A 25416-nucleotide genomic window follows, 5' to 3' on the forward strand; every position below is an offset into this window, starting at 1 on the left:
GTCATCGGCACCGCCCGGCCAGCATTTCTCGAACGTTGCCTTCCCTGGACGACGATAGCGCGTCCGGGCCGCAGCGGGCCAGTCTCAGAGCAGGAAGATCGTCGCCAGTCCGAGGAATGTCAGGAAGCCGGTCACGTCGGTGACCATCGTGAGGAACACCGTCGAGGACACGGCGGGATCGACGCCGAATTTCTGCAGGCCTAGCGGGATCAGCGACCCGGCGAGCGCGGCGGCCATCAGATTGCAGACCATGGCACCCGCAATGACACCGCCCAGCCGCCAGTCGTGGAACACGACGATCACGCCGACAGCGAGCAGAAAGGCGAACAGCAGCCCGTTCAGGCTCCCCACCACCGCTTCCTTGGCGATGAAACGCATCGCGTTGGCGGCCGTCAGCTCGCCCATCGCCAGCGCGCGCACCGTGACGGTGACGGTCTGGATGCCCGCGTTGCCGCCCATCGAGGCGACGATCGGCATGAGGGCGGCCAGGATCACGATCTTCTCGATCGTGTCCTCGAACCGGCTGATGACGAAGGACGCGACCAGGGCGGTTGCGACGTTGACCAGCAGCCAGGGCGCCCGCAGCCGCGCCGTGGTCACCGTATCGGCATGCATGTCGTCGGAGCCGACGCCGCCCATCTTGAGCAGGTCTTCCTCGGCCTCCTCGTCGATCACGTCGACGACGTCGTCGACCATGATCACGCCCTGCAGCCGCCCGTCTTCGTCGACGACCGGGCACGAGACCAGGTTCTTGTCGCGGAACACGTGCGCCACTTCGGCCTGGTCGGCCGTGGCGGGCAACGACGGGATGTCGGGGTCTACGATGTCGAAGATCGGCACCGGGCGCTTGGTGCGCAACATGCGCCCGAGCGGCACCGACCCGCGCAGCCGACCGCTCTCGTCGACGACGAAAATGTCATAGACGTCGTCGGGCAGATCGGTCGCTTCTCGGCAGTAGTCGATCACCTGGCCCACGGTCCAACTGTCGGCGACCTTGACCAGCGAGCGCTGCATGAGGCGGCCGGCCGTGTCTTCCGGATAGGCCAGCGCCCGCTCGATGTCCGCGCGTTCGGCGGCCGGAATTTCCGCCAGGACTTCCTGTCGCTCGTCTTCCGAAAGGTCCTCGAGGATGGTCGCGGCGTCGTCGGCCTCGAGTTCGCGCGCCGCAGCGGCGATCTCCTTGCTGTCGAGCTGGTCGAGGACGTCCTCGAGCACTTCCTCGTCGAGTTCGGTCAGGGCCTCGGGATCGAGGTCGCCCTTCAGGATGCCGACGAGCTTGTCGCGCTCGGCTTCCGAAACCTGTTCGAGGATGGAGGCCTGGCCGGTGGCGCTCAGATTGGCGAGCAGTCCCCTCGCCTCCTCCGGCCTGTTCTCCGCGAGCGCCGCCTCGACCCGCCGGACGAGTTCCGGCGTCACTTCATCGAGGTGGTCGATCTCGCCGCTCATCCACGCGATTCCGCGAGGCGCTGCGCCTCGACCACGGCGAGCGCCGTCATGTTGAGGATGCCGCGGGCGGTGACCGACGGCGTGAGCACATGCGCGGGAAGGTCGGTGCCCAGCAGGATCGGGCCGATGTGCAGGCCGTCGGCCCCTTCCTTCAGCAGGTTGAAGGCGATGTTGGCGGCATCGAGCGACGGGCAGACGACGAGATTCGCCACTTCCTTCAGCTTCGAACGCGGAAAGACGCTGTGGCGGATCTCGAGGTTGAGCGCGGCGTCGCCGTGCATCTCCCCGTCCACCTCCAGGGTCGGCGCGCGGCTATGCAGGATCTTCACCGCCGCCGCCATCTTCTTGGCCGAGGGATGCTCCGAGCTGCCGAAGCTCGAATGCGAGAGCAGCGACACGCGGGGTTGGATGCCGAAGCGCAGCACCTCGTCGGCCGCCAGCAGGGTGATCTCCGCCAGGGTCTCCGGATCGGGATCGTAGTTCACGTAGGTGTCGGCGATGAACAGCGAGCGGGTCGGCATGACCAGCAGGCTGAGCGCCGCCATGTTCTTGACGCCCTCGCGCAGGCCGATGATCTCGCGAACGTGCGCGAGGTGCGTGCGAAACCGGCCATAGGCGCCGGCAATCATGGCGTCGGCGTCGCCGAGCTTGACCGCCAGCGCGGCGATCAGCGTCGGGCTTGAGCGCACGAGGTTGCGCGCCGTGGGTTCCGTGACGCCTCGCCGCTCCATCAGCTCGTGGTACGCGCCCCAGTACTTGTCGTAGCGGGGGTCGCTCGACGGATCGACCAGCTCGACATCGACGCCGGGCTGGAAGCGCAGCCCCAGCCGCTCGGCGCGCCGGCGGACGACCTCGGGACGGCCGATCAGGATCGGCTTGGCGATGCCCTCGTCGAGGATGATCTGAACCGCGCGGAGCACGCGGTCGTCCTCGCCGGCGCTGAAGATCACGCGCTTGGGATCGGAACGGGCCTGCTCGAAGACCGGGCGCATCACCAGGCCGGACTTGAACACGAACTGGCTGAGCTGCTGGCGGTAGGCTTCGAAGTCGGCGATCGGCCGCGTGGCAACGCCGCTGTCCATGGCCGCCTTGGCGACAGCCGGCGCCAGTTCGACGATCAGGCGCGGATCGAAAGGCTTGGGGATGATCTGGCTGGGGCCGAAGCCGCCGGCCTGCTCGCCGAAGGCGCGGGCCACGACTTCGGACGGCTCCTTGCGGGCCAGCGCCGCCAGCGCCCGCACGCAGGCGATCTTCATCTCGTCGTTGACAGTGGTCGCGCCGACGTCGAGCGCGCCGCGGAAGATGTAGGGAAAGCAGAGGACGTTGTTGACCTGATTGGGATAGTCGCTGCGCCCGGTCGCCATGATGGCGTCGTCGCGCACGCCGGCCACATCCTCGGGCGTGATCTCGGGATTGGGATTGGCCAGCGCGAAGATCAGCGGCTTGTCGGCCATGCGCGCGACCATCTCGGGCTTCAGCACGCCGGCGGCGGACAGGCCGAGGAACACGTCGGCGCCGCCAATCACCTCGCCCAGGGTCCTCGCCTGCGTGTCACGGGCATAGCGCTCCTTCCAGGGGTCCATCAGCTCGTTGCGACCCTTCCAGACCACGCCGGCGATGTCCGTGACCCACATGTTCTCGCGCGGCAGGCCGAGCTTCTCCAGCACGCCGAGGCACGACAGGGCCGCCGCCCCCGCGCCCGACACGACGAGCTTCACCTTGGCGATATCCTTGCCGACCAGCGACAGCGCGTTCAGCAGGGCGGCGCCGACGATGATGGCGGTGCCATGCTGGTCGTCGTGGAACACCGGGATCTTCATCCGCTCGCGCAGCTTCTGCTCGACGTAGAAGCACTCGGGCGCCTTGATGTCCTCGAGATTGATGCCGCCGAAGGTCGGCTCCAGCGCGGCGACGATCTCGACCAGCTTCTCCTGGTCCAGTTCGGCCAGTTCGAGGTCGAAGACGTCGATGCCGGCGAATTTCTTGAAAAGGACGCCCTTGCCTTCCATCACCGGCTTCGCAGCCAGCGGGCCGATGGCGCCCAGCCCCAGCACGGCCGTGCCGTTGGTCACGACCGCGACGAGATTGGCGCGAGCCGTGAGTTCGGCGGCCGTCCCGGGATCACGCACGATTTCGTTGCAGGCGGCGGCGACCCCCGGCGAATAGGCGAGCGAGAGGTCGCGCTGGGTGGCCAGCGGCTTGGTCGGAACGACCTCGATTTTGCCGGGTCTGGGCAGGCGATGGTATCGGAGCGCGCTTTCGCTGAGTTCATCCGCCAAAGCTCGTCTCCCGCCTTAAAAACAAAAGGGCCGCCAGTTGGACTTTACCAACAGGCGGCGACCTCTCGTCTACCTTTTCATTCGAACCGGCGATGGTGCGGCCAAGAAGACTCGAACTTCCACGCCTCGCGGCACTAGCACCTCAAGCTAGCGCGTCTACCAATTCCGCCATGGCCGCGCCGGTTCGATGGCGCGGGGGATACCAAATCGCCTCCCCAGTGGCAAGGCGGGCTTGCACGAAGACCCGGAAGTGCCGATTTTGCGCCCATGAACAGGCCCGAATGGCGCATCGCCGACAGCGCCGTCCCGTACGAAGAAGCTCTTGCGGCCATGGAAACCCGTGTAGCCGACATCCGCGCCGGCCGTGCGGGCGAGATGATCTGGCTGCTCGAGCATCCCCCGCTCTACACCGCCGGGACCAGCGCGCGCCCCCAGGACCTGCTCGAACCCGCACGTTTTCCGGTCCATGTCGCGGGGCGCGGCGGCCAGTACACCTATCACGGGCCCGGCCAGCGCGTGGCCTATGCGATGCTGGACCTCCGCGCCCGCCGCCAAGACGTGCGCCGCTACGTGTCGGACCTCGAGGAATGGACCATCCGGACGCTGGGCCGCTTCAACGTGAAGGCCGAGCGGCGGGAGGGTCGCGTCGGCGTCTGGGTCGTCCGGCCGGACAAGCCTCCCCTGCCCGACGGCACGCCGCGCGAGGACAAGATCGCCGCCATCGGCGTGCGCATCCGCCACTGGGTGGCCTTCCATGGAATCTCGATCAACGTCGAGCCCGACCTTTCGCACTATGCGGGAATCGTTCCCTGCGGCATCGCCGACCATGGCGTCACGTCGCTGGTCGATCTGGGGCTGCCGGTGACGCTGGCCGATCTCGACGCGGCGCTGGCCGAGACATTCGACGAAGTGTTCGGCGCGGTCAGGCCGTCGGCAGCCGCCTGAAGTCCGACGGCAGTACGTCGAGATCGACCGACTCGACGTCGACGGCGTCCACCTTGGCGAGTGGCGGTCCGTGCCGGCAGGCTTCGATCATCTTGCCGACGGCGTCTTCGTCGCCGACGACCAGCGCCTCGACCGATCCGTCCACGCGGTTTCTCACCCAACCCTTGAGACCGAGCCGCCGCGCGTTGGCCATCGCCCAATCGCGATAGCCCACGCCCTGGACGCGGCCTGTGATGACGAGGCGAGCCTGGAGCGCCATGCGCTCAGGCGAACTCGATGATCTTCTGATCGACCCTCAGGCTGTCGCCGGCCTTGGCGTGAAGCGTCTTGACCGTACCGTCGCGCGTGGCGCGCAGCACGTTCTCCATCTTCATGGCCTCGACCACCGCCAACGCTTCGCCCGCCTTGACCTCCTGCCCCTCGCTCACCGCGACCGAGGCGAGCAGGCCCGGCATCGGGGACAGCAGGAACTTCGAGGTGTCGGGCGCAGCCTTCACCGGCATTAGCGCATAGAGTTCGGCCTGGCGCGGCGTCAGAACCAGCACGTCCGCCTGCCCTCCTTCGTGGACCAGGCGCCAGCCCGAGCCGAGCGCATCGACCTGCACGACGATGTCGTGCTGGTCGACCTTCGCGTGCACCAGCGGCTCGCCCGGCAGCCAGCCGGTCTCGATCACGATGTGCCGCCCCTCGGTCTCGACGACGTATTCCAGGCCGCCGCCGCTCACCGACACGGGAAACGGCTTCCGGTTCAGCATGACCACGCGCTCGGACTGCGGCGCGCCCGCGCGATGGGCGTGGATTCGATCGACGACGGCGGCGATGGCGGCGAGCATGGCCGGATCGCCCGGCGGCAGATGCTCCGCCGTGAACCCGCCCTTGAACTCCTCGGCGATGAAGTTGGTCGTGAGGTTGCCGGCGACGAAGCGCGGATGCGCCATCAGCGCCGCCAGGAACGGCACATTGTGCGACACGCCGCGCACATAGAACTCGTCCAGCGCGCGGCGCATGCGATCGATCGCGGCGTTGCGCGTCGGGCCGTAGCTGCACAGCTTGGCGATCATCGGATCGTAGAACATCGAAATCTCGCCACCCTCGAACACGCCGGTATCGACGCGCACGTCCGGGCCGGGCTGCGGCTCGCGATACTTCACGAGACGGCCCGTGGAGGGCAGGAAGTTGCGGAACGGGTCCTCAGCATAGAGGCGAGCCTCGACGGCCCAGCCTTCGAGCTTCACGTCCTTCTGCTGGAACGGCAGCTTCTCGCCCGCCGCCACGCGGATCATCAGCTCAACGAGGTCCAGGCCGGTGATCAGCTCGGTCACCGGATGCTCGACCTGCAGGCGGGTGTTCATCTCGAGGAAGTAGAACTTGCGGTGCTTGTCGACGATGAACTCGACGGTGCCGGCGCTCTTGTACTTGACGGCCTTGGCCAGCGCGACGGCCTGCTCGCCCATCGCCTTGCGCGTCTTGGCATCGAGGAACGGGCTCGGCGCCTCCTCGATCACCTTCTGGTGGCGGCGCTGGATCGAGCACTCGCGTTCCCAGAGATAGACGCAGTTGCCGTGGCCGTCGGCGATGAGTTGGATCTCGATGTGGCGCGGTTCCTCGACATACTTCTCGATGAACACGCGATCGTCGGCGAACGAGGCCTTGGCCTCGTTGGTCGCCGAGCCGAAGCCTTCATGCGCCTCGGCGTCGTTCCAGGCGATGCGCATGCCCTTGCCGCCGCCGCCGGCCGAGGCTTTGATCATGACGGGATAGCCGATCTTCTGGGCGATCTTGACGGCCTCGTCGGCATTGGGGATCGCCGCCAGATAGCCCGGTACGGTGCTGACGCCGGCCTTCTGCGCGAGCTTCTTCGACTCGATCTTGTCACCCATCGCGTAGATGGCGCGCGCATCCGGGCCGATGAACTTGATGCCGGCTTCGGCGAGGGCCTTCTGGAAGGCTTCCTTCTCCGACAGGAAGCCGTAGCCCGGGTGGACCGCCTGCGCGCCGGTCTGCTTGCAGGCCTCGACGATCTTGTCGATCAGCAGGTAGGACTGCGCGGACGGCGGCGGCCCGATCAGCACCGCCTCATCGGCCTCGCGCACATGCAGCGCATCGGCGTCAACTTCCGAATAGACCGCCACGGTTTTGATGCCGAGCCGCTTGCAGGTCCGGATGACGCGGCAGGCGATCTCACCGCGATTGGCGATCAGGATCTTGTCGAACAGCGGGCCGTCGCCCGCGGACTTGCGCGCCGGCGCCTTCTTGGGCGCCGTCACCGGCGCTTTCGCCGCCGCGGTGCCCTTGGCGCCCTTGAGAGCACCCTTGGCGTTCTTGGCGACCTTCTTCTTGGCGGCCATGCTCACATTCCTTCTTTTCTGCGATCGAAGAAGCCCTTGGCCCACAGCGAGTGGGCGGCAATCAGGGGCAACCAGACGATGAGGACCCAGAGCCACCAGGGATACTGGCGGCTGACGATGAAATTCAGCGGGATGATCACGAGCAGCGCGAGAAGCCCGACCATCAGGTGCTTTCGCACGATCCGGCCGCGCCTCATGCGCTCCTCGGGAGATAGATGCACGTCGTTCCCGTCACAGGGGGACGTTGCCGTGCTTGCGCCACGGATTCTCGAGCTTCTTGGTCTCGAGCGTGGCCAGAGCGCGGCAGATCCGGCGGCGCGTGCCGTGCGGCATGATCACGTCGTCGATGAAGCCGCGATTGGCCGCCACGAAGGGGTTGGCGAACTTCTCGCGGTACTCCTCGGTGCGCGCCGCGATCTTCTTCGCGTCGCCGACATCGGAGCGGAAGATGATCTCGACCGCGCCCTTGGCGCCCATCACCGCGATCTCCGCCCCCGGCCAGGCATAGTTCACGTCGCCGCGCAGATGCTTGGACGCCATCACGTCGTAGGCGCCGCCATAGGCCTTGCGGGTGATCACCGTCACCTTCGGCACGGTGGCCTCGGCATAGGCGTAGAGCAGCTTGGCGCCGTGCTTGATGATGCCGCCGAACTCCTGCGTCGTGCCCGGCAGGAAGCCCGGCACGTCGACGAAGGTCACGATCGGGATGTTGAAGGCGTCGCAGAAGCGCACGAAGCGCGCCGCCTTGCGCGAGCTGTCGATGTCGAGGCAGCCCGCCAGCACCATCGGCTGGTTGGCCACGAAGCCCACCGAGCGGCCGGCCATGCGGCCGAAGCCCACGACCATGTTGGCGGCCCATTCCGGCGACAGCTCGAAGAAATCGCCCTCGTCCACGACCTTCAGGATCAGCTCCTTGATGTCGTAGGGCTTGTTCGGGTTTTCCGGCACCAGCGTGTCGAGCGAGAAGTCGTCGCGGTCGATCGAATCCAGCGTCGTGCGGACCGGCGCCTTCTCGCGGTTGTTTGAGGGCAGGAAGTCGACAAAGCGGCGCAGCTGCAGCAGCGCCTCGATATCGTTCTCGAAGGCGAGATCGGCCACGCCCGACTTCTGGGTGTGGGTCAGCGCGCCGCCCAGCTCCTCCTGGGTGACCGTCTCGTGCGTGACGGTCTTCACCACGTCGGGGCCGGTGACGAACATGTAGGAGCTGTCCTTCACCATGAAGATGAAATCGGTCATGGCCGGCGAATAGACCGCGCCGCCGGCGCAGGGGCCCATGACCATCGAGATCTGCGGGATCACGCCGGAGGCCAGCACGTTGCGCTGGAACACGTCGGCATAGCCCGCGAGCGAATCGACACCTTCCTGGATGCGCGCGCCGCCCGAATCGTTCAGGCCGAGCACCGGCGCGCCGACCTTCATGGCCATGTCCATGATCTTGCAGATCTTGGTGGCGTGCATGCCCGACAGGGCGCCGCCGAAGACCGTGAAATCCTGGCTGAAGACAAAGACCAGGCGACCGTTGATCGTCCCATGGCCGGTGACCACGCCGTCGCCCGGGATCTTCTGGTTCTCCATTCCGAAATCGATCGAGCGATGCTCGACGAACATGTCGTATTCCTCGAACGAACCCGGATCGAGGAGCGCGTCGATGCGCTCGCGCGCGGTCAGCTTGCCCTTGGCGTGCTGCGCCTCGATGCGGCGCTCGCCCCCGCCCAGACGCGCCGCTGCACGCCTGCGCTCGAGTTCTTCCAACATTTTCTGCATCTGAATCTCCGGCCCTCGGTCAGTTTTCGGCCAATAACGCCATCACGTCTAGCGGAGGAATCGCTTCTCGTTGTCCTTCACCGTTCCCATACCCTGCAAATCGAAGACCTCGTCGACGGTGGCGATGCTGGCCTCGACTCCGTGGATTCCGCCATCCGCACGGATCTGGGCAAAGGTCCTGCGCATCGCGCCCACCGCGGCGCGGATCGCATGGTTGCCCCAGATCAGGAGCCCGACCTTCTTCAGCTCGCGCACGCGTGCCACCGTCATCTGCGGATAGGCGGTCGGCACGAGGGCGATCGGCACTTTCCCGTCCCAAGCCTTGATGAAGGCCTCGATCTCGTCCGGCGTCTTCTGCTTGGAATGAACAAGGATGAGGTCGGCGCCGGCAGCCTCGTAGGCCCGCGCCCGCTTCAGCGCTTCGTCCTGGCCGAGGCCGGCGATCAGCGCCTCGGTGCGCGCCACGACGACGAGATCGGGATCGCGCCGCGCCGAACGCGCCGCCTCGATCTTGCCCTGGAACTCCTCGATGCGGACCATGTCCTGGCGCCCGCCGGCGATCAGGCTGGTCACCTTGGGGAAGCTCTTGTCTTCCATCACGATCGCGCCGACGCCGGCCCTCTCGTACTGCTCCACGGCGTAGAGCACGTTGATGGCGTTTCCGAACCCGGTATCGATGTCGGCCACGACGGGCAGCCCCGCGCGGTCCACCATGGCCCGCGTCATGTCGAGATGCTGGGTCATCGACACCACGCTGACGTCCGGCACGCCATACATCGCAGACAGTTCGAAGCCCGAGGCCCAGATCGCGTCGAAACCCGCTTCCGCCGCGAGCATCGCCGACAGGGGGCTGTGCGCCGCCATCGCCTCGACGACGCCTTTTTCCGCCATGGCCTTCCGCAGCCTGGTGCCCGCTCCCATGATCCCTCTCAGCCGCGCATCCGCGCGTTTTCCAGCAATGAAAGAAAGCGCGCACCCGCCGCGATGTCCTGGCGAACGCCCTCGCGCTGCTTTTCCGCCGTCGGATCGTCGCCCCAGCGATCGATCTGGTAAAGCTCGTCGGTCTGCGCGGCCTGGAAGGCTTCCGCCGCATCGAGACGGCCGTCCGAGACGGCCAGCGCGATCACCACCGAACCGGCCGTGTGGGTGAGGTTGTAGAGCGCCGACAGCGCCAGATCGCCGTGTGCGGCCACCGCTTCGCGCAGCCGGGCTTTCGCGTCCTCCGGCTGTTCCACGAAACCGATCCCCTCGGCGGTCACCAGCCGCGCGCCATGACGCTCGGCGGCCCAGTCCAGCAACGGCTGCCAGCGATCCCGCTGCAGCTTCACGAGGCTCTCGGGGGCGGTCGCGCGATAGCAAAGCAGGTCGGAGCCGGCATACTTCGCGGTGTCGGCAATGACCTCGTTCCGCCGCGAGACGACACGGTCGATGCCGGTGGCCGCGAGGCGCGTGAGCGGCAGATGCGCGGCATTGATCTCGGCTTTCTCGGGCACCGAAGCCCATTCGGCGGCAATGGCGTCCGCGAGCGCCTGCGTCGGCACCACCAGGGTCGCCTTCGCGGGCGTACGCATCGGCTTGCCGTCCAGCAGGACGCAGAAACCACCCTCGCCTGCCGCGACACCCGCTTCTTTGTAGAACCGCTTCATACAGCTCCCGGACCACTCACGATGCGAAACCCTTCATCCGGCTGTCGCATCGTGGCGTCGGGATTACACGCCGGGACGGCCTGACGACAAGGGCGGGCTTAACGCTGTTGGCTGCGCTGTGGACCGGGGGTCTGCGCCGCGGGCCGCGACGCCCGTTGCCGGACATCGGACGTCGGAACGGGCAACTGTGCCCGCAGGCCGGGGCGAAGGGCCTCGATACGGGGGGCCAGGACGGCGCAGGCATTGGCACCGGCCGGCCGGCCGGCCTGCGCCACCTGCGCGACCAGGCTGGGTATGGTGCCGCCGCCGACCAGCAGTTTGGAGAGATTGGGATCGAGAGCGCTCGCCGTCTGCTTGCCCGCGCCGCCCTTGATGCGCATCGGCGTCGCGAGCGCGGCGTTCTGTCCGTCGCGCGCCTCGGGCGCGACGATGAACTCCCACCCCTCCGTGCGGAGATGGAAGTAGCCGCCCCCGATCAGCACGCCGCGCGGCGTATCTACGACGAGGCGCCGCAGGTTGGCGACGCCGCTGCTGACCTCGAAGCGTCCGGCCATGCAGTTGAAAGGCACGCCTGCATCAGTGCCCCCCGCGAGCCTTTGCGTCTCCGGCGGCCAGTTCGCGAGTTGGCTGTGCGGCCAGAATCCCTTGCCCATCGCGACGTCGATCGAGCCGCTGGCCGAGTTCAGCGCATCGCGGGTCGTACGGCCGCTGCCGCGCAGGCGAAGGTCGACGTCGGCCATGCCGTCGCGCAGGCCGAGATCGAGCCCGAGCAGGGTCGAGAGTTCGCCGATCGACACGCGGTTGGCCGTCGCGGTCAACGTCGTCTGGCCGAGGCGGCCGGCCGGGTCGTAGACGAGATCGACACCGGCGGAGCCGCCGCCAATGGTCGCCGCTGCGCGAAAGGTGAAGCGCGTCTCGCCCGAAACAAGGGTCACCGACGCATTCTGCATCTTCGAGCCCAGTCCCACGACTTCGCCCAGTCGCACCGTGACGGACAGGGCCGAACGGCCGAGCCAGTTCGCCACAAAGGGCATCGTGGGAATGAGGCGCGGCGGCTGGACGGGCGCCTGCGAGGGAGGCGCGGCCACCGCGGGCGCCGCCTTCAGTTCGGAAGCGTCTAGCCGGCTGATGTCGGCATTCACGACGATCGTCGGCGTGCCCTTGCGGTCGATGCGAAACAGCGCCTCGCCCGCGGCCTCGCTGTTGCCGACCTTCAGCGTCTGGACCTCGACCTTGAAACCGTTGCGCTGGGTCGAGGCCTTGGTGTTCATCACATAGGGGCCGCCCGACGGCACGGGCAGGCGGACATAGGGCCCGAATACCGAAACGTCGGGTCCTTCCGAATTGATTTGCAGCGACGTGCCCTTGGCGTTGATGCTGCCCTTCAGCGAAATCCGGCCGCCGCCGAAACCGCCCTGCAGGTCGATGTTGCCCGGCAGCCCGGCCATCCAGCCATTGAATGAACCCGCCGAGCCGGTGAGTTCCATCGGCACGCCCTGCGCCACCCCGAACCGCCCGTCGACCTGCAGGGTCTGGTTCGGCGCCGGGGCCTTCAGCGTGGCCTTGGGAATCTCGATCACGACCGGCGGGCGGCCCCCGCCCTCGGAGACGGTCAGGACGGAATCGCGGATCTCCACCGTGCTGATCCACGGGAAGGCGGCCGTCGTGCGCAGCCGCAGCGATCGGTTGTCGCCGGGATGGGGACCGGAGCCATCGGGCGGCGGCAGCATTTCCAGATTGGCATCGCCCACCTCGTTGCGCTCAACGAGGATGTCGGCGCCTTCGAGCAGGATCTTGCCGATCTTGACCTCGCCCAGGAACAGCGAGAACGGATCGAGGAAAAGCGTCAGGCGGCGCACGCGCGCGAGATCGGGCCGCGAGCCCCAGGATGCGTTCGAGAGGGTGACGCCTTCGGCAACCATCGCCGGCTCGCTGCCGAGCCTGACGGTGAGCGGGACGCGGGCAGCCAGTTCGCGGCCGGTGACCTTTCGGACCTGCTCGGTCAGTCGGGCCTGATAGCGAGACAGGTCGCGGGTGGCGGCCCAGACGACGCCGACGACGGCAGCGATGGGCACCGCCACCGCCGTGATCACCGCCACGCGCCTCCAGGGAATCCGCATCCTGTTCGATTCTCTCTCAAACACCGTCCGTCGAAAAGCCAAATGCCTCGACGGTGCGGCGGAAGTGAGGTGGCAGCTCGGCCTGCGCCTTGAGTTCGCCCCTGCCCGAGGGATGCGGCAGCGTCAGGCGGCGGGCATGGAGATGCAGCTTGCGCGAGTCGGCGATGGTCGACAGCGACGCTTCCTCGCCGCCGTACTTGCGATCGCCGAGGATCGGGCACCCGATGGCCGTGCAATGGACGCGCAGCTGATGGGTCCGTCCGGTGCGCGGCCACAGGGCGAGCAGCGCGGCGCGCCGGCCGGCGCTGTCGACCACCCGGAAATGGGTCAGCGCCTTCTGGCCGTTCTCCTCGTCGACCTGCATCAGCTCGCGGTCGAAGGCGCCTGGCCGCTTGGCGAGGGGGAGGTTGATCGCCCCCTCCTTCTTCGGGGGCACGCCGACCACGATCGCCCAGTAGAGCTTCTCGGTCTCGCGATCACGGAACGAGGCCGTCAGGTGCTTGGCCGCCTGGCCGGTCCGCGCGATCAGCAGCAGCCCGCTGGTGTCCTTGTCGAGCCGGTGGACCAGCTTCGGCCTCTGCTCGAAGCCGAAGCGCAGCCCGTCCAGCATCCCGTCGATGTGCTTCTCGGTGCCGCTGCCGCCCTGCACCGCGAGCCCCGGCGGCTTGTTGAGCACGATCACATGGTCGTCGCGGTGAATGACCATCTTCTGGATCTCGGCGGCATCCCGATCCGAGATCGTGGGGCCCGCCGGCCGGGACGCGGCCTGTGGCCTGGGGGCCGGCGAATTGGAAACGCCTGGCGGCAGGCGGATCGACTGGCCGGGCTCGACCCGGTCCTTGCCCTCGGCCCGCTTGCCGTCGATCCGCACCTGGCCGGTGCGCAGCAGCTTTTGCAGCGCCCCATGGCTCAACTCGGGGAAGTGGCGCTGGAACCAGCGGTCGAGGCGCATCTCGGCCTCGTCCTCCGTGACGGTACGGCTCTGGACCTGGCGGGTACCACCGGTGGCGGGGCTCTGGCTCATGGCGCACAACCTAAGGGACAAGCTACACAGGGTCCATGGAATCGGTGTCTTTCGAGACGTTGACGTTCGACCATCCGACGGCCTCACGGCCGGCGCGGATTTCCGCGACCCTGCATATGCCGCAGCAGCGACCGGGGCCGGCCGCCTGCATGGTCATCCTCACCAGCAGCGCCGGTGTCCAGCGCCATCGCGAGCACTACTACGCCGATCTGCTCAACGGGGCAGGGGTGGCCGCCCTGATCGTCGACAGTTTCAGGGGCCGCGGCGTGCGGCGGACCGTGGCGGACCAGAGCCTGGTTTCGGCCGCCCAGATGGAAGGCGACGCCTTCGCAGCCCTTGCCCTGCTTCGCAGCGATGCCCGGATCGATGCGGCAAGGATCGGCATCATGGGTGTCTCCAAGGGAGGCGTGGCCACCCTCAACGCCGCCATTGCCGTGCGCCAGCGCTGGCGCGGTGATTTCCCGCATCTGTTCGACCTGCATGTCGCCCTCTGCCCCGGTGCGACGGCGCAGCACCGCGATGCCACGACGCACGGACGGCCGATGTACTTCATGCTGGCCGCCAAGGACGACTACACGCCGGCCGAACTCGCCATCGAGTATGCCGAGCGCATGCGCGCCGCCGGCAATCGCCGGATCAAGGTCAAGATCTACGGCAGCGCCCATCACGGCTGGGAGTCCGTGGGACCGGTGTTCGACATCAGGGACGCCGAGAACTGGGCGTGCTGCCGCAACCTGATCGAGGATGACGGTCGCCATTTCGTGCCGAGCCTCGGCCGGGCGCTCGACGAACCCGAGTTCCAGGCCTGGGCGCGCGTCCACTGCGTCACCCGGGGCGCCCGGGCCGGCGGCGGCACGGTCGAGCTGAAAGCCCGCGCCAGTGCCGATTTGTTGACCTTCCTGGCCGCGCACGGCTTCGTCGGCTGATGGACGAATCGGGCGATTCCGGGTATACCCCCGGTGTGATCCGCTTCAATTTTTTCGCCGCTTTCCTGGCGTTCGCGCTCTCGTTTTCGGGAGCTTCTTCCTCCTATGCCTCGGGTGTCCTGTGGACCGGGTCGGGCCCTGCCGCCGCTCGCGCCGAGGCGCTGCTGACGGCGTTGCGCGCCGCCGGCGACCATGGTCTCGATCCCAAGTGGTACGGCATCGCCGACCTGGAGAAGGCGCTGGTGCCCGGCGCCGACCCGGCCGCCGCCGAAGCCCTGCTGTCAGCGGCCTTCGTGGCCTATGCCAGCGACGTCTCGACCGGCCGCGTCCGGGCCAACCGGGTCGACAAGGAAATCGACATCATCCAGCGCACGGCCGACAAGGCCGCCCTCCTGCAGGCTGCCGCCGACGCGCCGGATTTTGCCGCATACCTCGCGTCGCTGCCGCCCAAGGGAGACTACCCCGCCCTGCAGAAGGCGCTCGCCAAGTGGCGCGAGAAGCGCGGCAAGGTCACCTACACGCCAATGGTCGACGGTCCGGCGCTCAAGCCCGGCATGGTGGACGGGCGTGTCCCGACCTTGCGCAAGCGGCTTGCCGAACTCGACTTCACGGTGCCCCCGGCCGGCGCCGTGGCCGATCTGTACGACGAGCCGCTGGTCGCCATCGTCAAGGCCTACCAGGAAATGAAGGGCCTGACGGTCGACGGCGTCATCGGTGCCAAGACCGTGCGCTCGCTCAACACCACGATCGACGAACGCATCGAGCAGATCGTCGCCAATCTCGAGCGTCGCCGCTGGCTTCCCGAGGATCTCGGCAGCCGCTTCGTGTTCGTGAACACCGGCGACTACTCGATGATGTTCGTAAACGAGGGCAAGGTCGCCTTCCAGAGCCAAGTCATCGTCGGCACGCCCAAGGACCCGACGCCCGAAATCCAGTCCACCATGCGCGGCTTCCAGACCAACCCCTACTGGACGGTGCCGCCGTCGATCGCCGGCGAGGAGTACCTCCCGATCCTGCGCCGCGATCCGAATGCCCTGGCGGGCAGCGGCTTCAAGATCTTCGCAAGCTGGAACACCGACGACGAGATCGATCCCAACACGATCGACTGGAGCTCCATCCATCCCAAGGCCTTCCCCTATCGCATCCGGCAGGACTCGGGCGCGTCGAACGCGCTGGGCTACATCTTCTTCCCGTTCAACAACAAGTACGGGATCTACATGCACGACACGGCGAGCCGCTGGCTGTTCACCGAAGGCAGCCGCAACTTCAGCCATGGCTGCATCCGCCTGCAGAACCCGCTGGACTTCGTCGACAGGGTCTTCAACGGCAAGAACGGCTTCAGCAAGGAGCGCGTGCAGCAGGTGATCGCTGCCGGCCAGCAGGCCCACTACACCTTCCCCGAACCGATCACGCTCTACGTGACCTACCGGACGGTCAGCGCCAGTCCGGAGGGCGTGCCGACCTTCCGCGACGACGTCTATGGTCGCGACAAGCGCGTCGTGCGGGCAATGGGCAGGTCCTGAAATAGCGAGACGGTCGGAGGCCGAGCTTTGCCCGGCCTTCTATCGCTTCCTGTCCCTGAGCTTCTTCCAGTATTCGAGGCGCTTCACGATCTCGCGCTCGAAGCCGCGTTCGACCGGTTGGTAGAATTCCTCGCGATCCATGCCGTCGGGGAAATAGTTCTGTCCCGAGAAGCCATCGGCAGCATTGTGATCGTACTCATAGCCCTTTCCGTAGCCGATTTCCTTCATAAGCTTGGTCGGCGCATTCAGGATGTGCATGGGCGGCGTCAGGGAGCCGTGCGTCTTGGCGGCGCGCTTGGCCGCCCCGAAGGCAACGTAGCCCGCGTTCGATTTCGGCGCGGTGCCGAGATAGATCACCGCCTGGGCGATCGCGAGTTCCCCCTCGGGTGAACCCAGTCGGTCGTAGGTCTCCCACGCGGCCAGGGTCTGGGTGAGCGCCTGCGGATCCGCCATGCCGATATCCTCGACGGCGAAACGCACGAGGCGACGGGCGATGTATTTGGGATCCTCGCCGCCATCGAGCATGCGCGCGAACCAGTAGAGCGCGGCATCGACATCGGAGCCGCGCAGCGACTTGTGCAGCGCGCTGATCAGGTTGTAGTGCGCTTCCTGGCCCTTGTCGTAGAGCGGCGCGCGCTTCTGAAGCAGCGTCGCCAACCGCGCCGGCGGCACCGGCCCCTTGTCCTTCAATTGTGCGAGTTGCTCGGCGAGTCCGATCATGTAGCGTCCGTCGCCGTCGGCCATCGCGAACAGGGCCTGCCGCCCCTCCTCGTCCACCGGCAGCTTGCGGCCGATCGCCTCCTCGACCCGCGCCAGCAGCGTCGACAGGGCCGCGTCGTCGAGACGGCGCAGGACGAGCACCTGGCATCGCGACAGCAGCGCGGCGTTCAGCTCGAAGGACGGATTCTCCGTGGTGGCGCCGATCAGTGTCACCGTGCCGTCTTCGACATAAGGGAGGAAGCCGTCCTGCTGGGCGCGGTTGAAGCGGTGGATCTCGTCGACGAACAGCAGCGTACCCTTGCCGTCCTTGCGGCGCTGGCGCGCGGCCTCGAAGACACGACGCAGGTCGGCGACGCCGGAAAAGACCGCGGACAGCGGCTCGAAGTGCAGGTCCACGGACTCGGCCAGCAGCCGGGCGATCGTGGTCTTGCCGCAGCCCGGCGGCCCCCAGAGAATCAACGAGCCGAGCTTGCGGGCCTCCAGCATGCGACCCAGCGGCCCCTCGGGCCCCAGCAGGTGGTCCTGCCCCAGGATTTCCCCCAGGCTCTTGGGGCGCAGGCGTTCGGCCAGCGGGGTCGGGGCGAGCGACGCGAAGAGTTCGGCCGGCACGACGACCCGGATTTCCCTACGGGCTCAGCGGAACTGGACGGGGAAGATCACGCCGTCCCGGCCGACGCTGATGCTGTTGATGCCGCTCGCCACGCGCTTCTTCAGATCGGCGACCGTCTTCACGTCCTGGCCGTTGACCGCGAGGATCATGTCGCCGGGTCGCACGAACCGGCCGGCATAGGCGCCTGGTTTCACGTCGACGATGACGATGCCCGGCCGCCATTCGGCCAGCCCCATCTCCTCGGCGACCGCCGGCGACATGTTGACGACCGACGCCCCCGACAGCGGCTGGCGGCCATCGAGCTGCGAGAGGTCGCGCGGCGGATCCTCGGGCGGAGCCGCGAGCTTCAGCTGCACGACCTGCTCCTTGCCGCCGCGCATGATCTTCACGGGCACGGTGGTGTCGACGTTGAGGGTCGACAAACGGAACCGCAGGGCCGCTTCGTCGTCGATCGCCTGCTCGCGAATGCCGATGATGACGTCGTTTCGCCTCAGGCCCGCACTGGCGCCCGGCCCATTGGCGAAGACTTCCTTGACCACGAGACCCGCCGGCCGCGACAGGCCGAATCCTGCTGCAAGGTCGGGGGTCACGCGCTGCATGCTGACCCCGAGCCAGGGCCGGATGATGCGGCCACCCTGGGTGCCCGTCGCGACCATCCGCTCGACGATGTTGGACGGCGTTGCGAAGCCGATGCCGACCGATCCGCCGGTCTGGGAGTAGATCGCCGTGTTGATGCCGATCAGCCGCCCGTCCAGCGCCACCAGCGCGCCGCCGGAATTGCCCGGATTGATGGCCGCATCGGTCTGCAGGAAGAAGTTTGAATCGTTGATCCCGCCGGCACTGCGCGCCACGGCCGAGACGATGCCGCTGGTCACGGTCTGGTTCAGGCCGAACGGATTGCCGATGGCCAGCACGACGTCGCCCACCTCGATCGAATCCGAATCGCGCAGCTCGAGGAACGGGAACTTCTCGTCCGTGCCCTCGATGCGCAGCAGCGCCAGGTCATAGCGTTCGTCCTGGGTGATGAGCTTGGCCTCGAACTCGCGACGGTCGGCCAGCACCACCCGGATCTCGTCGGCGCCCTTGACGACGTGTGCATTGGTCACGATCAGCCCGTCGGGCCGCACCAGCACCCCGGAGCCGAGCGAATTCTGCACCCGCTCGCCGCCCTGCTGGGGCATGCCGGGAAAGGGAAACGGCAGGCGGCGCTGAACGCGGGCGGTCGTGGTGGTGTAGATGTTGACCACGGCCGGCGAGACCTTCTTGACCAGCGGGGCATAGGAATAGGCGAGTTCCGTGCGCGAGTTGGGCAGCCCCTGAGCCTGGGCGGCCGGTGGCAGGGCGACCGCCGCACCGCATCCCATGAGTACCGTCGCCAGAATTGCCCGCCGAATCATCCGCACATCTCCTTGCCCGGCCCGGATTTGCGACCTCCCTTATGGCAAATCAAGGGCTGATTGGCGCTGGCATATCGATTGCTTGGGTTCCGGACAATGCGCCAGCCATTGGCGCGAGGGGAAACCGGAGCGCTTCATGAAACTGACCCGTCGTACCATCCTGGCCGGATCGGCCGCCGCCCTTGGCTCGTCGCTCGCCGCGCCCGCCGTCAAGGCGAGCCCCGGCTGGCCCACCAAGCAGCCCATCAAGCTGATCGCCACCTTCCCGCCCGGCGGCACCGCCGACACGATCTCGCGCATCCTGGCCCCCAAGCTCTCGGCCGGGCTCGGCACCCAGGTGGTGGTCGAGAACCGGCCCGGCGCCGGCGGCACGATCGGCTCCGACCTCGCAGCCAAGGCCGCGCCGGACGGCTACACGCTGGTCATCTCCCATGCCTCGCCGCTGGGCATCGCGCCCGGCATCTATCCCAAGCTGCCCTACAACGTGATCACCGACTTCACCCACGTTACCCTGATCGGTCACACGCCCAACGTCCTGATCGTGCCGGGCGATTCGCCCTACAAGACGCTGGCCGACTACATCGCCGCGGCCAAGGCCAAGCCCGACCAGATCGCCTTCGGCAGCTCGGGCATCGGCTCCAACACCCACCTGATGGGCGAGCTGCTGGGCAGCCTGGCGGGGATCAAGCTGAAGCACGTGCCCTATCGCGGCTCCGCCCCGTCCCTGCAGGACATGCTGGCCGGCGCCATCCCCTCGATGTTCGACCCGATCACGACCAACGTGCCGCACATTAACTCGGGCAAGGTCCGCCTGCTGGCCGTCAGCTCGGACAAGCGCCTCGACATGTATCCGAACGCGCCGACCTTCGCCGAACAGGGATTCCCCAAGCTCACCACCTCGACCTGGGTGGGCGTCTCGGGCCCCAAGGGCATGTCGCCGGACGTCGTGGCGCGGCTCTATGACGAGTTGCAGAAGGCCTACAAGGCCCCCGAGGTGGTGGAGCGCTTCAAGGAAGTGGTCCTGCTCCCGGGCGACAAGCCGATGACACCGGCGGAGTACACGGCTTTCGTCGGCGAGTTCGCCACCTTGTGGGCCGGCGTCAGCAAGTCCGCCGGCATCGAGCTCGAACTGGGCTGATCAGCCGGGAAGCAGGCCTCGGGTTCGCGCAAAAAGACGCGTGAGCCCGAGCAGGGCGTCGATGTTCGGCGTCGCAATGCCGGTTCGGCCGCCGAGTTCGTGGACGGCCGTCACGATGGCGTCGAGTTCGATCGGCTTGCCGCGCTCGACGTCGACGAGCATCGATGTCTTGAAGGCGCCGAGTTCCCGCGTAATCGCGTGGCGCGCTTCCGGATCCTGGTCGATGACGCAGCCGATCCGGGCGCCGATCGCGGAGGCCTCCCGCATCACGGCCGAACAGAACCCGCGCACCAGCGGATCGTCGAGCATGCGATCCCCGGTGGCGCCGGTGATCGCCGACACCGGGTTCATCGTCATGTTGCCCCAGAGCTTGTACCAGATGTCGTGACGGATCGCGGTCGACGAGGTGACGTCGAAGCCTGCCTTCGCCAGCAGTGCATGCAGCGTCTCGAGGCGCGCCGAGGCCGAGCCGTCCGGTTCGCCGACGATCAGTCCCATGCCGTTGCGATGCTGGACGATGCCGGGTTCGACGGTCGCGGCGCTGAGGTGAACGACGCAGCCGATCACATGGCGAAGCGGTATAGCCGACGCGATGGCGCCGCCCGGATCGACGCTCTGCAGCGGCTGATCGCCAACGGCCGGGAGACCTTGCGAAAACCACCATGGAACGCCGTTCATGGCCGGCAGCACGACGGTATCCGGCTTGAGCAGAGGGCCGATCTGCGCGGCGATCGTCGCCATCGCGGGGGCTTTCACCGCGACGACCACGAGATCCTGCGGGCCGAGTTCGCCTGCGTCCGACGACGCTCGGGCCTTGCCGCTAAAGAGTTCGTCCCCCTGTCTCAGCCGCCAGCCGTGGGCGTTCAGTGCCTCGAGTGTCGCGCCGCGCGCGATCGCACTCACGTCCGAATCCGTATGGGCGGCCAGCCGCGCCCCGATCAGACCGCCGACCGCGCCGGCGCCAACGATGCAGACCTTCATGGCGATCCTATCCGCAGCGCGAGTAGCCGCAGTTCAAGCAGACGTCGCAACCTTCCTGATGGCTGAGCGCCGCCGCGCCGCAGTTGGGGCACTGGCCTGCCGCCTTGACCGAACCGGCCCGGGGCGGCGCATCGCGCCTGTCCTCCCCGCCTCCGGCCGACATGCGCATGCGCTCCTCGGCCGGATCGATCAGACGGGGCGATTCGGAGGGCGCCAGGAAACCGATCTCGACCAGGTGCCGTTCGATCACGCCGCCGATCGCGGCCAGCAGCGAGGGCACGTAGCGGCCTTCCATCCACTGCCCGCCACGCGGGTCGAACACGGCCTTCAGTTCCTCGACGACGAACGACACGTCCCCGCCGCGCCGGAACACCGCCGAGATCATGCGCGTCAGCGCCACCGTCCAGGCATAGTGCTCCATGTTCTTGGAATTGATGAAGATCTCGAACGGCCGCCGCCGCCCATCCTGCATCAGGTCGTTGATGGTGATGTAAATGGCGTGGTCGCTGCCCGGCCATTTGATCTTGTAGGTGCGGCCCGGCAGATCCTGCGGCCGGTCGAGCGGCTGGGCGATGTAGACGACGCCGCTTTCGTCGCTGGCCGGCACCAGCGTCCGCGGCTGAGCCTCCACCGGGGCGGTCTGGGCCGGCTTCACTTCGAGCACCGCACCCGTCACGTCGTTGGGCCTGTAGGTCGTGCAGCCCTTGCAGCCCTGCGCGTAGGCCTCCTCGTAGACGCCCTTGAACGCCTCGAAGGAGATGTCGCGCGGCAGGTTGATGGTCTTGGAGATGGAGCTGTCGACGTATTCCTGCGCCACGGCCTGCATGGCGAGATGGTCGGCCGGCGTCAGTGTCTGGGCATCGACGAAGACATCCGTCGGCGGCGCCTCGTTGCCCTTTAACTCACGCCAGACGCGGAAGGCGAAATCATCGACGCTTTCCTCGCGCTTGCTCCCGTCGGGCTGCAGCACGTGCCGGACGTAGCTGAAGGCGAAGACCGGCTCGATGCCCGACGAGACATTGTCCGCCAGCAGCGAGATCGTGCCCGTGGGCGCGATCGAGTTCAGCAGCGCGTTGCGGATCCCGTAGCGGCCGATCGCAGTGCGCGCCTCTTCGGGCAGCGCCTTGATCGTCTCGCCGCCCAGATACTTTGCGCGATCGTAGAGCGGGAAGCTGCCCTTCTCCGCGGCGATGTCCGCCGACGCCACGTAGGAAAGGCGTTGCACGGCCCCCAGCCATTCGCGCGTGAGCCGCACCGCCTCGGGCGAGCCGTATCGCACGCCGCAGAAGATCAGCGCATCGGCGAGACCGGTCACGCCGAGCCCGATACGGCGCTTGGCCTTGGCCTCCTTCTCCTGCTGCGGCAGCGGAAAGCGCGAGACGTCGATCACGTTGTCGAGCATGCGCACCGCGAGTGGCACCAGCCGCTCCAGCGCCTCCATATCCAACTCGGCCTGCGGCGTGAACGGCGCCTTCACCAGCGTGGCGAGATTGACCGAGCCCAGCAGGCAGGCACCGTACGGCGGCAAGGGCTGTTCGCCACAGGGGTTGGTAGCCTGGATGCTCTCGCAGTAACGCAGGTTGTTCCGCCGGTTCACGCGGTCGATGAAGATCACGCCGGGTTCGGCGACCTCGTAGGTCGCGCGCATGATGCGCTCCCACAGCGCCCGGGCCTTCACCGTCCTGAACGTCCTGCCGCCGAACACCAGGGGCCAGTCCGCGTCGTCCGTGACCGCCTTCATGAAGTCGTCGGTGACCAGCACCGAGACATTGAACATGCGCAGGCGCTTGGGATCGCGCTTGGCGTCGATGAAGGCTTCGATGTCGGGATGGTCGCAGCGCAGGGTCGCCATCATGGCGCCGCGGCGGGAGCCCGCGCTCATGATGGTGCGGCACATCGCGTCCCAGACATCCATGAAGGACAGGGGACCGGAAGCGTCGGCGCCTACCCCCATCACCGGAGCACCCTGCGGCCGCAGGCTGGAGAAATCGTGCCCGATGCCGCCGCCCTGCTGCATGGTGAGGGCCGCCTCGCGCAGGCTCTCGAAGATGCCCGACATGTCGTCGGGGATCGTGCCCATGACGAAACAGTTGAAGAGGGTGACGCTGCGGCCGGTGCCGGCGCCCGCGATCACCCGACCCGCTGGCAGGAACTTGAAGCCGGACAGCGCCTCGTGGAAGCGCACGGCCCAAAGCTCGGGATCGCGCTCCGGGGCCGCCAGCGCCCGCGCCACCCGCCACCAGGTCGCCTCAAGGTCGGCGTCGGGCGTCCCCGTGGCGCCCTGACCTGCGGCATTTTTGAAGCGGTATTTCATGTCCCAGATGCGCTGGGAGACCGGAGCCCATTCCATCCGGAAAAAGTAGGCCTAAGGCCGGAGGATATCAACAGATCGTTCTATTTTCGTTCGCGTGCCTGGGCGTCGGCAACCAGGCGGTTCGTGGCCCCTTCGATGCGTTCCCGCAAGGTCTTCATGAAGGCGTCCCGACTGAGGCCGGGGGGAATGGCCGGCAGGATCTCGACGTCTATCACTCCGGGCCGCTTGATGAACTTGCGCCGGCCCCAGAACAGGCCGGAATTGAGCGCCACAGGCACGACCGGCACCCCGAGCTGCCGGTAGAGCGCCGCCGTTCCGACCTGGTACGGCCGCTCGTCGCCGACGGCAACGCGCGTGCCCTCCGGAAATATGAGGATCGAACGACCTTCGGCCAGCGTCGCCTTGGCCTGCTTCACCAGACCGCGCAGCGCCTTGGAGCCGTCGCCGCGTTCGACCGCAATGTTGCCGACGCGCGCCATCGCCCAACCCACGACGGGAATCAGCACCAGTTCGCGCTTCATCACCGTCGCCGCGCCGGGAAACAGGCGCGAGAAGGCCAGCGTCTCCCACGACGACTGGTGCTTGCAGGCAAAGATGACCGGACCGGCCGGCATGTTCTCCAGTCCGCCGACGCGATGCGTCAGGCGGCAGGTGATCCGCAGCCACCACAGGCAGAAGTCGATCCAGAAGAGCGACCAGGCGACCACGAAACGTCGTGGCATCAACAGGATGGGCGAGCCGACGATGGCGATGATCGTCGTCCCGGCATACCAGCCGACATTGAAGAAGAACGAGCGCAGGCCGAGGCCAATCATTTCAAATGTATGCGTGAACGACGTGTTGCTTGTCCGCCAAGTTTTAGTGGCCTAGTGTCCGCTCGCAAAGCACATCTGGTGGGGTATACCCCGCTCATCATGCAAGTAACCTGTTCAAACTGCGGCGCCCGCTACGCCGTCGATCCGGCGGCGATCGGCCCGACGGGCCGGACCGTCCAGTGCGTCCGATGCAATCATCGCTGGTTCCAGGAATCGGCCGCGCCGTCGACGGGCAAGCCGCCCGCGGATACCGAGGCGGGCCCGGCGGCGCCAGTCGCTGTTCCCGATTTCGTCATCCGTCCCTCGACACCGGGCGCCGGCCTGCCGGCGCTGACCACGCCCCCGCCACGCAAGACGAACTGGGGCACCTGGATCGCCTTTGCCATCGTGTTTGGCGTCCTGTTCGGCGGCGCAGGCTATGCCTATCGGGCAGAGATCAAGGCCCGCCTGCCCGAATCCTGGCGCAGCCTGCTCCATCCCAAGGGCGCCGCGGCAGCGCCGGCGCGACCGCAGGTCGGGATCGACATGGCCGTCACCAAGATCGACCTGGTGGACGGGCGCTACGTGGTTCAGGGCGAGTTGGTGAACACCGGCACCGCGCCCGGCACGACCAGCCGGTTGAAGCTCGTCTTCCGGGCGGGCAACGAGGTCCTGGCCGAGCGCGCGATGCCGCTGATCGAGGGACCGATCGCACCGGGCGCCCGCATGAGCTTCAAGCTGCCCCTCGACGAGCCGCCCTCCGGGGCGACCAACATCATACCGACAGTCGACTGATGCCCGATCGCTCCCCCTCCGAACGCCCCGTCGTTTCCATTCGCTTCTCCGCCGCCGAGATCGCCTCGCGGGTCGAGGAAATGGCCACCGACCTCGCCGGCAAGCTGGAACCGGACACGCTGGTCGTTTCCGTCCTCAAGGGCAGCTTCGTCTTCGCCGCAGACCTGATCCGGGCACTCAGCCGCGCCGGCGCCGACTGGTCGATGGATTTCCTCACCCTCTCCAGCTACGGCAGCGGCACCGAGACGAGCGGCAACGTCCGCATCGTGCGCGACATCGTCGACGACGTGCGCGGCCGCGACGTGCTGCTGGTCGACGACATCCTGGAATCGGGCCTGACGCTCAGCTTTGCCAAGAAGCTGCTGGAAGAGCGCGGCGCGCGGCGCGTCTCGATCTGCACCCTGCTCGACAAGCCTGCCAAGCGGCGGACTTCGCTCGCGGCTGATTTCGTGGGCTTCGAGGCGGGCGACGAGTTCCTGGTCGGCTACGGCCTCGACTGGGCCCATCGTTTCCGCGGCCTGCCCTACATCGGCGTCGTGGAGAAAACGGCCGGGTAAGCCCGCCCGACGACGGCGAACCGATCTCGGTCATCCGCCGAGGGACGTAGGTCAAGCAGTCCCGGAGCGGCCGAACCTGTCCCGTATCG

The 25416-nt window shown here is 67.4% G+C and carries 21 protein-coding genes and 1 tRNA gene; 6 read left to right on the top strand and 16 right to left on the bottom strand.

The window, feature by feature from the left end:
* Positions 1 to 84: 84 nt before the first annotated feature.
* The 3 genes from mgtE to LJ725_RS04960 form a co-directional block, all read right to left on the bottom strand.
* The gene (gene mgtE, locus LJ725_RS04950) at positions 85 to 1446 is read right to left on the bottom strand and encodes a magnesium transporter (protein ID WP_230549498.1); all 1362 of its coding nucleotides are present in this window, start codon (positions 1444 to 1446) and stop codon (positions 85 to 87) included.
* Entirely contained in the window at positions 1443 to 3725 is a 2283-nt protein-coding gene (locus tag LJ725_RS04955; protein ID WP_230549499.1) for an NADP-dependent malic enzyme, read from the bottom strand. The genes mgtE and LJ725_RS04955 overlap by 4 nt, the downstream gene beginning before the upstream one ends.
* A gap of 93 nt (positions 3726 to 3818) precedes the next feature.
* Positions 3819 to 3903, bottom strand: a tRNA-Leu gene (locus LJ725_RS04960).
* An 89-nt stretch (positions 3904 to 3992) separates the two neighbouring features.
* On the opposite strand from LJ725_RS04960, the gene lipB reads away from it, so the two are divergent.
* Entirely contained in the window at positions 3993 to 4670 is a 678-nt protein-coding gene (gene lipB, locus LJ725_RS04965; RefSeq protein ID WP_230549500.1) for a lipoyl(octanoyl) transferase LipB, read from the top strand.
* Here lipB and LJ725_RS04970 read toward each other — a convergent pair.
* The 8 genes from LJ725_RS04970 to LJ725_RS05005 form a co-directional block, all read right to left on the bottom strand.
* The gene (locus LJ725_RS04970; protein WP_230549501.1) at positions 4648 to 4929 is read right to left on the bottom strand and encodes an acylphosphatase; all 282 of its coding nucleotides are present in this window, start codon (positions 4927 to 4929) and stop codon (positions 4648 to 4650) included. The two genes, lipB and LJ725_RS04970, sit on opposite strands and share 23 nt — an antisense overlap.
* Before the next feature lie 4 nt (positions 4930 to 4933).
* Complete coding sequence (locus LJ725_RS04975) at positions 4934 to 6886, bottom strand: acetyl-CoA carboxylase biotin carboxylase subunit (RefSeq protein ID WP_230549703.1); 1953 nt, start codon at positions 6884 to 6886, stop codon at positions 4934 to 4936.
* 134 nt (positions 6887 to 7020) lie between these two features.
* Entirely contained in the window at positions 7021 to 7215 is a 195-nt protein-coding gene (locus LJ725_RS04980; protein WP_230549502.1) for a hypothetical protein, read from the bottom strand.
* Positions 7216 to 7249: 34 nt separating this feature from the next.
* On the bottom strand, positions 7250 to 8782 hold the full coding sequence (locus LJ725_RS04985) for an acyl-CoA carboxylase subunit beta (protein WP_230549503.1): 1533 nt from the start codon (positions 8780 to 8782) through the stop codon (positions 7250 to 7252).
* 48 nt (positions 8783 to 8830) lie between these two features.
* The gene (locus tag LJ725_RS04990) at positions 8831 to 9703 is read right to left on the bottom strand and encodes a phosphonopyruvate hydrolase (protein WP_268990386.1); all 873 of its coding nucleotides are present in this window, start codon (positions 9701 to 9703) and stop codon (positions 8831 to 8833) included.
* Positions 9704 to 9711: 8 nt separating this feature from the next.
* Complete coding sequence (locus tag LJ725_RS04995) at positions 9712 to 10428, bottom strand: ATP12 family chaperone protein (protein ID WP_230549505.1); 717 nt, start codon at positions 10426 to 10428, stop codon at positions 9712 to 9714.
* 98 nt (positions 10429 to 10526) lie between these two features.
* Complete coding sequence (locus tag LJ725_RS05000) at positions 10527 to 12527, bottom strand: AsmA family protein (protein WP_230549506.1); 2001 nt, start codon at positions 12525 to 12527, stop codon at positions 10527 to 10529.
* Positions 12528 to 12564: 37 nt separating this feature from the next.
* Positions 12565 to 13572 (bottom strand): RluA family pseudouridine synthase, encoded by a 1008-nt coding sequence (locus LJ725_RS05005; RefSeq protein ID WP_230549507.1) that lies wholly within the window; start codon positions 13570 to 13572, stop codon positions 12565 to 12567.
* Between the two features lie 35 nt (positions 13573 to 13607).
* Here LJ725_RS05005 and LJ725_RS05010 point away from each other — a divergent pair, with 35 nt between their 5' ends.
* Positions 13608 to 14498, top strand: a complete 891-nt coding sequence (locus tag LJ725_RS05010; protein WP_230549508.1) for a dienelactone hydrolase family protein — start codon at positions 13608 to 13610, stop codon at positions 14496 to 14498.
* 35 nt (positions 14499 to 14533) lie between these two features.
* Positions 14534 to 16021, top strand: a complete 1488-nt coding sequence (locus tag LJ725_RS05015) for a L,D-transpeptidase family protein (protein ID WP_230549509.1) — start codon at positions 14534 to 14536, stop codon at positions 16019 to 16021.
* 39 nt (positions 16022 to 16060) lie between these two features.
* On the opposite strand, the gene LJ725_RS05020 is transcribed toward LJ725_RS05015, so the two are convergent.
* Positions 16061 to 17350 (bottom strand): replication-associated recombination protein A, encoded by a 1290-nt coding sequence (locus tag LJ725_RS05020; RefSeq protein WP_230549510.1) that lies wholly within the window; start codon positions 17348 to 17350, stop codon positions 16061 to 16063.
* Between the two features lie 24 nt (positions 17351 to 17374).
* Complete coding sequence (locus tag LJ725_RS05025; protein WP_230549511.1) at positions 17375 to 18748, bottom strand: Do family serine endopeptidase; 1374 nt, start codon at positions 18746 to 18748, stop codon at positions 17375 to 17377.
* Between the two features lie 136 nt (positions 18749 to 18884).
* Between LJ725_RS05025 and LJ725_RS05030 the strand changes: the two genes are divergently transcribed.
* Entirely contained in the window at positions 18885 to 19886 is a 1002-nt protein-coding gene (locus tag LJ725_RS05030; RefSeq protein ID WP_230549512.1) for a Bug family tripartite tricarboxylate transporter substrate binding protein, read from the top strand.
* On the opposite strand, the gene LJ725_RS05035 is transcribed toward LJ725_RS05030, so the two are convergent.
* The 3 genes from LJ725_RS05035 to LJ725_RS05045 all read right to left on the bottom strand — a co-directional run bounded on the left by LJ725_RS05035 (position 19887) and on the right by LJ725_RS05045 (position 23996).
* Positions 19887 to 20867 carry a 2-dehydropantoate 2-reductase gene (locus LJ725_RS05035; protein ID WP_230549513.1) on the bottom strand — a complete coding sequence of 327 codons (981 nt, stop codon included), beginning with the start codon at positions 20865 to 20867 and terminating at the stop codon, positions 19887 to 19889.
* A gap of 7 nt (positions 20868 to 20874) precedes the next feature.
* Positions 20875 to 23181: an adenosylcobalamin-dependent ribonucleoside-diphosphate reductase gene (locus LJ725_RS05040; protein WP_230549514.1), complete on the bottom strand. Its 2307-nt coding sequence runs from the start codon at positions 23179 to 23181 to the stop codon at positions 20875 to 20877.
* A gap of 80 nt (positions 23182 to 23261) precedes the next feature.
* Complete coding sequence (locus LJ725_RS05045; RefSeq protein ID WP_230549515.1) at positions 23262 to 23996, bottom strand: lysophospholipid acyltransferase family protein; 735 nt, start codon at positions 23994 to 23996, stop codon at positions 23262 to 23264.
* Positions 23997 to 24095: 99 nt separating this feature from the next.
* On the opposite strand from LJ725_RS05045, the gene LJ725_RS05050 reads away from it, so the two are divergent.
* Together LJ725_RS05050 and hpt are read left to right on the top strand one after the other, a co-directional pair.
* On the top strand, positions 24096 to 24770 hold the full coding sequence (locus LJ725_RS05050) for a zinc-ribbon domain-containing protein (protein WP_230549516.1): 675 nt from the start codon (positions 24096 to 24098) through the stop codon (positions 24768 to 24770).
* Positions 24770 to 25327, top strand: coding sequence for a hypoxanthine phosphoribosyltransferase (gene hpt, locus LJ725_RS05055; RefSeq protein ID WP_230549517.1), 558 nt, complete (start codon positions 24770 to 24772; stop codon positions 25325 to 25327). The genes LJ725_RS05050 and hpt overlap by 1 nt, the downstream gene beginning before the upstream one ends.
* Positions 25328 to 25416 lie beyond the last annotated feature (89 nt).

The organism is Reyranella aquatilis (assembly GCF_020880995.1).
GTDB classification, from domain to species: Bacteria; Pseudomonadota; Alphaproteobacteria; order Reyranellales; family Reyranellaceae; genus Reyranella; species Reyranella aquatilis.

Bases quoted from the DNA above. Each gene is read 5' to 3' on its own strand.
- LJ725_RS04970 (WP_230549501.1), bottom strand. From the start codon at position 4,929: ATGGCGCTCCAGGCTCGCCTCGTCATCACAGGCCGCGTCCAGGGCGTG.
- LJ725_RS05010 (WP_230549508.1), top strand. From the start codon at position 13,608: ATGGAATCGGTGTCTTTCGAGACGTTGACGTTCGACCATCCGACGGCC.
- LJ725_RS04990 (WP_268990386.1), bottom strand. From the start codon at position 9,703: ATGGGAGCGGGCACCAGGCTGCGGAAGGCCATGGCGGAAAAAGGCGTC.
- LJ725_RS05030 (WP_230549512.1), top strand. From the start codon at position 18,885: ATGAAACTGACCCGTCGTACCATCCTGGCCGGATCGGCCGCCGCCCTT.
- LJ725_RS05025 (WP_230549511.1), bottom strand. From the start codon at position 18,748: ATGATTCGGCGGGCAATTCTGGCGACGGTACTCATGGGATGCGGTGCG.
- LJ725_RS05005 (WP_230549507.1), bottom strand. From the start codon at position 13,572: ATGAGCCAGAGCCCCGCCACCGGTGGTACCCGCCAGGTCCAGAGCCGT.
- LJ725_RS04980 (WP_230549502.1), bottom strand. From the start codon at position 7,215: ATGAGGCGCGGCCGGATCGTGCGAAAGCACCTGATGGTCGGGCTTCTC.
- LJ725_RS04985 (WP_230549503.1), bottom strand. From the start codon at position 8,782: ATGCAGAAAATGTTGGAAGAACTCGAGCGCAGGCGTGCAGCGGCGCGT.
- LJ725_RS05045 (WP_230549515.1), bottom strand. From the start codon at position 23,996: ATGATTGGCCTCGGCCTGCGCTCGTTCTTCTTCAATGTCGGCTGGTAT.
- LJ725_RS05035 (WP_230549513.1), bottom strand. From the start codon at position 20,867: ATGAAGGTCTGCATCGTTGGCGCCGGCGCGGTCGGCGGTCTGATCGGG.
- LJ725_RS04995 (WP_230549505.1), bottom strand. From the start codon at position 10,428: ATGAAGCGGTTCTACAAAGAAGCGGGTGTCGCGGCAGGCGAGGGTGGT.
- lipB (WP_230549500.1), top strand. From the start codon at position 3,993: ATGAACAGGCCCGAATGGCGCATCGCCGACAGCGCCGTCCCGTACGAA.
- LJ725_RS05050 (WP_230549516.1), top strand. From the start codon at position 24,096: ATGCAAGTAACCTGTTCAAACTGCGGCGCCCGCTACGCCGTCGATCCG.
- hpt (WP_230549517.1), top strand. From the start codon at position 24,770: ATGCCCGATCGCTCCCCCTCCGAACGCCCCGTCGTTTCCATTCGCTTC.
- LJ725_RS05040 (WP_230549514.1), bottom strand. From the start codon at position 23,181: ATGAAATACCGCTTCAAAAATGCCGCAGGTCAGGGCGCCACGGGGACG.
- mgtE (WP_230549498.1), bottom strand. From the start codon at position 1,446: ATGAGCGGCGAGATCGACCACCTCGATGAAGTGACGCCGGAACTCGTC.